This window comes from Oligoflexus sp. (assembly GCF_035638955.1).
In the GTDB taxonomy this organism is placed as follows: domain Bacteria; phylum Bdellovibrionota_B; class Oligoflexia; order Oligoflexales; family Oligoflexaceae; genus Oligoflexus.
Genome location: NZ_DASQYZ010000113.1, coordinates 1 through 5,868, shown reverse-complemented (window position 1 = coordinate 5,868; position 5,868 = coordinate 1). Strand labels below are relative to the sequence as shown.

Genomic DNA, 5,868 nt, shown 5'->3' with positions numbered 1-5,868 from the left:
AACCTATGAAAAAATAATCGATACCGAAGTTTCGACTTTGGTGGCACGTGTAAAGGCTGCAACGGATTGCCCTATGATCAAGGTTATTCGCATTCCTCACCTTTACGTTCCTGAAGGTGAAGACTTGGTAGAGTCCTTTGGCTCACAAAGTGATCGAGCATCATCTATTTTACCGAACACCATCAACGGTCAACCCTTGGATTCTGTGTTTTTAACCTTGGATCCGCTGCAGGATCAGTTTCGAACCAAATTGGTCGATGCCATACGACCCTTAGGAATATCGGTAGAATTCGTCAATAAGGTGTCGCTCTATGTGGGAAAATCTGGCGTTCACTGCGGGACATCTACTGTTCGAACGTGCAGTCCTCGCTAAAGTTGAAAACCTACACTGAGTCCATCGGGTAGCCAGAACCAGTCCCCCAGTCCCGGCTCCCACCTGCGAGAGGCACTGGATGAGGCTCAGAGCCCGAATAACCACTCAGTCCATTGTCGACGCTGAACACTGACTTCTGTCAATTTACCATGTAATCGAGATATCCAAGGAGATAGTGTATGCAAGTGCTCCCGAAGATTGGGTTTGGCGGTATCGTTCAGGATAACACTGCCACTCACTGGGTGAGGCAAGCGGATTTTTTAGAGCTGCTCGACCTTTGCACCAAAGACCTCGGCATGGCATATATCGATAGCGCTGAAGGGTACCTCTTATCCGAGCAAACGATTGGACAATGGCTGGCTCGGCAGGGCGCTGGATTTCGTTCGCAAATATTTCTCGGCACGAAGGTTTCGCCGTGGTTTCGCCGAGGCGGTTGCGACAGTCCGGAGCCCTTGTCCAAGTCGGTCGTTGTACAACGCTGTGAAGAGTCCTTGCAGAGGCTGAAAACGGACTATCTTGATATTTTCTGGCTGCATTCAATCGACCCCAACAATCACGATTGGAATGAAGTGTTGGATGCTTTCAGTCATCTGCACCGTCGCGGTTTGGTTCGATACTTTGGTATATCAAATGTCTATTCAAAAACCATCTTATCTGACATGCGCAGGTCCTGCGAGGTGATGGGGGCAAAACTTCCAGACTATCTGCAAAATGAGTTTAACCTGATCTATGCAGATCAGATGTCATCAATTATCCAGGCCGCCCAGGATATCGGCATCAAATATGCCGCATTCAGCCCATTGGCGGCAGGAATATTGTCGGGAAAATATCACTTCGAGGCTGACCTTAATCACGATGTGTTGCCAATAGGCTCCCGCTGGCATGCATGGAAGGGTCGCTTTCCGCCCAGCTGCTGGAATGGTTCTGTTTTTCGCGCAATCGATGAGCTAGGCATTCTGGCAACACACCACAATCTGAGTGTTGCTGGTTTGGCATTGGCCTATGTGATGAATCATCCGCAGATTTCCTGCACCATCACCGGGCCAAAGAATCGCTCTCACCTCAAAGACGTGCGGGATGCCCGAGAGTTCGCCATGCCCCCGGATCTCATGGTTCACATGGAAGATCTCTTCCGTGGACTTTCCTTGCCTCATGACGGATTTCAAAACCAGGGATAAAAGGATGATCAGTCTGAATGCGGGCTGGTATCAGGCCAATGAAGGAAGCCAAAGAACTTTCTGATTGCCGCCAGGTGCTGCAGCCGGCATGGACTCGTTTTCGCAAACGCTTGCTGCTGAAGTGCTTGATCTAGTGGGTCTACTCAACACGCAAATAAAGCCAGGAATAAGCTCTCGGGTGCCATGCCTGTCGCAAAGCCGAGCTTTGTTGCATTGGCAGTGAACTCCGCGAGATCATCCGCGCTATTGATACCGACATCAACCGCCATGTTTGCTGTTTCCGCAATGACGGTGGCTGCATCACCCATCCCATCGGATAGCTTTGAAATCCTGTCGCTGGCGAAGCTATGCCTGGATTATTGCGCCGGGGAGGCCGTGATTGTCCCACAGGCAATGCGCTTTCCGGAATCACCCGACGGTTGAGTTTTCAGATCATCTTGCTTTTCATGGACGACAACACTTTTCCCCACTATTGCACTCCAATCGAAAAAGGTTTCGAGATCGGGTAAATCGACCTTCAAAAGTCCGCTCCCGTCCTGCTCGACAGGTATATTGCCGAGATCCCCGGCATGCCGCTCTTGGCGGTGAGGTCCTGAATGCTGATTGCCAGTGGGGTTGAAATGTCCGCCTGCTGATGATGCGTCCTCAGCGCTGCAGTCACCTTTCTCGTGAATATGAATTCCGAGTTTCCCCGGAGTGCCGCCGGTGATTTGGGCGACCACCCTGATGACGGCCTCAAAGTTATAGCGTTTGCCAGGGAGCAGCAGCCCAACCTTGTCATCATGGCCAATTCATCCGATCCGCGCAGCGATATCTGGCGTGAGGCGGTCACAGCCGGAGCCCAGCATTTCATCAGAAAGCCCTTGACCAAGACTGACGAGCTCGTCATTGCATTCAACCTTGCCAAGGAGAGAAAGACCCTTCTCTCGTCAAAGAGCGAGAAAAGAACAACCCGCAGAAGTTCCTATGCCCACTATATGGAGCAGTATCCTGAGGGCGTGGTTTTTGACAAGCTGGATATGCAGCGAGCAGAGGGTCTGGCAAGAAAGCGCAATATTCCAGCTGTGCTCTTTGGCGAAACCGGCACAGGCAAGGAGGAGTTCGCCCGCCTCGTGCACCGGCTTCGGATCCGGAAGGAGGGTGAAATCCCGTTCGTGGCCGTCACATGGCATTTTACGCGGGCATAATAACACAATCAGCCAAAGATCGGCCCTTTACCGAGGCCTACGATAATTGGAACGGCAGCTTGAAATACCAGGGTATATATGCTGACAAGGTTTACGCTTCCCAGTACCTTCTCGGTTCAGATGGACTTCCCTTTAATCCCAATGAAGGCCCCTTCCTTACCTCGTTTTCTGAGCTTTTGGATAGTCCGAATGCAGAATTGAAGCAGATGTCGCGGGCCGTGCTTGAAAAGATCTACACGGAAACCGGTGATGGCTACGTGGGATTCTCCACCTTGGTTCGCAGCTACGCGATATCCGGAACTGTGTTTCGCAAAGGTAGCGATACAGCTTACGAAGCGACCCGATACGGTTGCTATACCGCGAACTCTCTGAAAAGTCAGTTTGGTATCGAAGTCTCTACCTTTCAAGACAAGGACCTGCAAGTCATCGAGGATATGACGGCTGTCAAGGATCCTTACTATAGCACGCAGTCAAAAGTCGCTCTTTTAAAAGTGGATGGACGCTTCTATGTGGCTGGTGCCGATTCAAACTTTCTAGCTTATGCTCTCTTAAATAAGAGTGAACTCGATGCCTCGGACCGGTCTGACATCCGGGAGCTTTATTCAGGCTTCTACCTTTACTCCGAAGGGAGGGCAGCCGAGTGTCAATAAATAAGGCAACCAAATTATTCCTGGCGGGATCCATTCTCTATTCGGCATCGACGCCGGCATGGGCTTTGGATGGCACTTTCAGTGCAGACTACGCCAGCGCGTTCGTAACCGACGATCCTATCATGACTTTTGGGCTTATGATTCAGCAGGAATTGCATTACGGCCTTAAATTGTCTGGGGCCCAGAGCGTCAATCGCAACCTTGTGGTGGACGATTCCAGGAAGGAATGGGAGCTGAATGATAGTGTCGTTGCCCTGATTCACAAGTATGATCAGTCTGAATCCGTAAGCCTAAGCACCAGGCTAAGCACAACGCTTCCCATTTCCACCAAGTCGAAGTACGACGAACTTCGCACTCGAACAGAGCTGAAGCTTTCTGCAATCGTGAAATTGCCCGCAGATTTCACTTCGACGACGACTGCATCGTACGCTCAATACTGGCACAAGTATGATGCATCTCGCCTGGAAGGACAGACTGCAGGGGGAGTAAGCTTACCGAATTATAGCTATAGTCTGAGCCAGACAATTGAATACTCACTTGCGGAGCAGGTGAATTTGGGTGCTTCGGGCAGCTATCGTCTAAGACGTTGGCATAATCTCGAGAAGACTGAGGGGTATATTGCGTCCGAAAATCGACTCGAAAGCTATAGCTATACGGTTGGCGCTTTCACGACTTACCTTTATTCGGACAGGACGAGTCTCACGGTGTCTTACGATCAGGGCAGCGGCCTTGAACGCCCAGGTTATGACGACTTTGTCGTATACGATTCTGAACAATCTACTTGGACAGTTTCTTTGCTTCAGCTTTGGTAATGCTTTGTTTTTCCAGGGGATCTGTCGCAGGCGGGTGCGGCAAAGGACAAGGCCCATGGTAAAGAGGCCCATGATCAAATAATTTACCGATGGGAGTGTCCTGGGACGCAGGCACAGAATCTGGGTTGACCAACCAATAATATTTGCATGTTAAGTTCATTCAAGGTCGACCGCTACCCGGTCGCCGCCATCCCCGGCCATAGGGGATCCAGCATCGATGGCGAGATAACACCCGGGCTATCCCCGTTCGAACTTCAAGACGACCGGAGACCTAACAATTGCACCTGGATGGGCCTGAAACTTATCCATCATGAATAAACCACTCTATCATTAGGTACAAAAAACGATTGCCGATGACCTGCATCCATCAGAACCCACACGCGTGTTCTTCCCCCGCGGGTGATGACGCCCCCATGGATTCCATCGATCAAGACCCGCCGACCACCCTCGGCATAGGAGTCAACGCGTCCGGGACCGGGTGCAAAGGATCCCGGGAAAGGCTCCCGGAACGGCAGAATGGAAGCCGGATCCGGAACCGGCAGCGACAGCTCCGATGCCAGCAGGCGGCGATGTTTCACTTCACCGTCGATTTCCACAAGCCAGGTGTCGAACTTTCGCGCGACAATCCTGCCACCCCTACCAGATGTGACCACTCGTTGGCCTGGATGGAATTTTTCTTTTACCTTCACAGAAACCCCTCCTTCACCTCCAACGATGACCCTATTCCGGCATAGGTTCGGGACTGCGTGCTTGTCAAGCTACCCCGCAGCGATTCAAACGGACCTGGGCGCAAAGTCCGGCAGCAAGGACAGGGGCCGGGTACCACCTGCTTTTCCATGATTGCAGGGAACGCGGGATCAGAAAGCGGCTATGAGGTTTTTGAAAAAGGCCGCACGGTGTCCCCAGAAAGATCAACAGTGACAAGTCAGGGGCAAACGCCGCCGATCTCACGGCTTTAATGCTGTGTATGTAGCCAATATCGAGCTCCGGCAGGTGAAATATCCCAACAATATTGCTCCACAGGATCACAGGCGAGTACGGCAAAGGCAAGGCCGATGCTGACGGATGACCCGCAGAGTACTGAACCATTCCACCTGACAGCATATAGTCGCCTTGCTGAAGGCTGCCGATCACTTAAAGGCTGTCCACCATGTCGGTACTATGGCTTTTCATGCACTATGTAAAAAATTCGAATGTCGACCATTAAAGATCGACATTCTGAAAGTTTGAGCATTCGTTGAGGGCCCGGTTTTTACAAAGCCATCTCAGAAAACTCGGCAATTCCTTTTTATGTATCAAATATTTATCAACTCAGCTCGCACGGAAATAAATTTTGTAGTCCTTGCGATTTTTCAAATGGATCAGGGCGGAAATGGATTGGTGTTGGAGGAAATTGCAGCGAAATGCACGAAAGGTTTCACTCGCAGCAACGTCAGGCTTATCTGAAAGAAAAACCTCAACATCCTAAGGATGTGAGGCGATGAAACCATTACCTGCAAGACTGAACCTAACAGCGTGTTCGTGATAGGACTTAACCCGCGATCATTTTGTTATTCATGGAAGATTTTTCAGAAGATCAGTGTGAAAATCGGTACTGAGGTATCCAATTATTATGGATGAAATGCTTCGCTCACTCGTATACCTTCCGAGGGTTCGAAAACTTCCAGG

General features: G+C 50.7%; 8 protein-coding genes. 5 read left to right on the top strand and 3 right to left on the bottom strand.

Annotated elements, in window-relative coordinates; genetic code table 11:
• Together VE954_RS11300 and VE954_RS11295 are read left to right on the top strand one after the other, a co-directional pair.
• Positions 1-373, top strand: a 373-nt coding sequence (locus tag VE954_RS11300) for a protein-arginine deiminase family protein (RefSeq protein WP_324952729.1), incomplete at its 5' end; no start/stop codon positions are given.
• Between the two features lie 179 nt (positions 374-552).
• Positions 553-1,551, top strand: a complete 999-nt coding sequence (locus VE954_RS11295) for an aldo/keto reductase (RefSeq protein WP_324952727.1) — start codon at positions 553-555, stop codon at positions 1,549-1,551.
• Between the two features lie 143 nt (positions 1,552-1,694).
• Here the strand turns inward: VE954_RS11295 and VE954_RS11290 are convergent, their stop codons facing one another.
• Both VE954_RS11290 and VE954_RS44200 read right to left on the bottom strand, forming a co-directional pair.
• Positions 1,695-1,820: a hypothetical protein gene (locus tag VE954_RS11290; protein ID WP_324952725.1), complete on the bottom strand. Its 126-nt coding sequence runs from the start codon at positions 1,818-1,820 to the stop codon at positions 1,695-1,697.
• A gap of 87 nt (positions 1,821-1,907) precedes the next feature.
• The gene (locus VE954_RS44200) at positions 1,908-2,273 is read right to left on the bottom strand and encodes a superoxide dismutase family protein (protein WP_414698994.1); all 366 of its coding nucleotides are present in this window, start codon (positions 2,271-2,273) and stop codon (positions 1,908-1,910) included.
• Between VE954_RS44200 and VE954_RS11285 the strand changes: the two genes are divergently transcribed.
• The 3 genes from VE954_RS11285 to VE954_RS11275 are packed head-to-tail and all read left to right on the top strand — an operon-like array spanning position 2,226 to position 4,200.
• On the top strand, positions 2,226-2,738 hold the full coding sequence (locus VE954_RS11285) for a sigma 54-interacting transcriptional regulator (RefSeq protein WP_324952731.1): 513 nt from the start codon (positions 2,226-2,228) through the stop codon (positions 2,736-2,738). The two genes, VE954_RS44200 and VE954_RS11285, sit on opposite strands and share 48 nt — an antisense overlap.
• Positions 2,717-3,388 carry a hypothetical protein gene (locus VE954_RS11280; protein ID WP_324952723.1) on the top strand — a complete coding sequence of 224 codons (672 nt, stop codon included), beginning with the start codon at positions 2,717-2,719 and terminating at the stop codon, positions 3,386-3,388. The genes VE954_RS11285 and VE954_RS11280 overlap by 22 nt, the downstream gene beginning before the upstream one ends.
• The gene (locus VE954_RS11275) at positions 3,379-4,200 is read left to right on the top strand and encodes a hypothetical protein (RefSeq protein ID WP_324952721.1); all 822 of its coding nucleotides are present in this window, start codon (positions 3,379-3,381) and stop codon (positions 4,198-4,200) included. Before VE954_RS11280 ends, VE954_RS11275 begins: the two co-directional genes overlap by 10 nt.
• Before the next feature lie 308 nt (positions 4,201-4,508).
• Here VE954_RS11275 and VE954_RS11270 read toward each other — a convergent pair whose 3' ends face one another.
• Entirely contained in the window at positions 4,509-4,889 is a 381-nt protein-coding gene (locus VE954_RS11270) for a hypothetical protein (RefSeq protein WP_324952719.1), read from the bottom strand.
• Positions 4,890-5,868 lie beyond the last annotated feature (979 nt).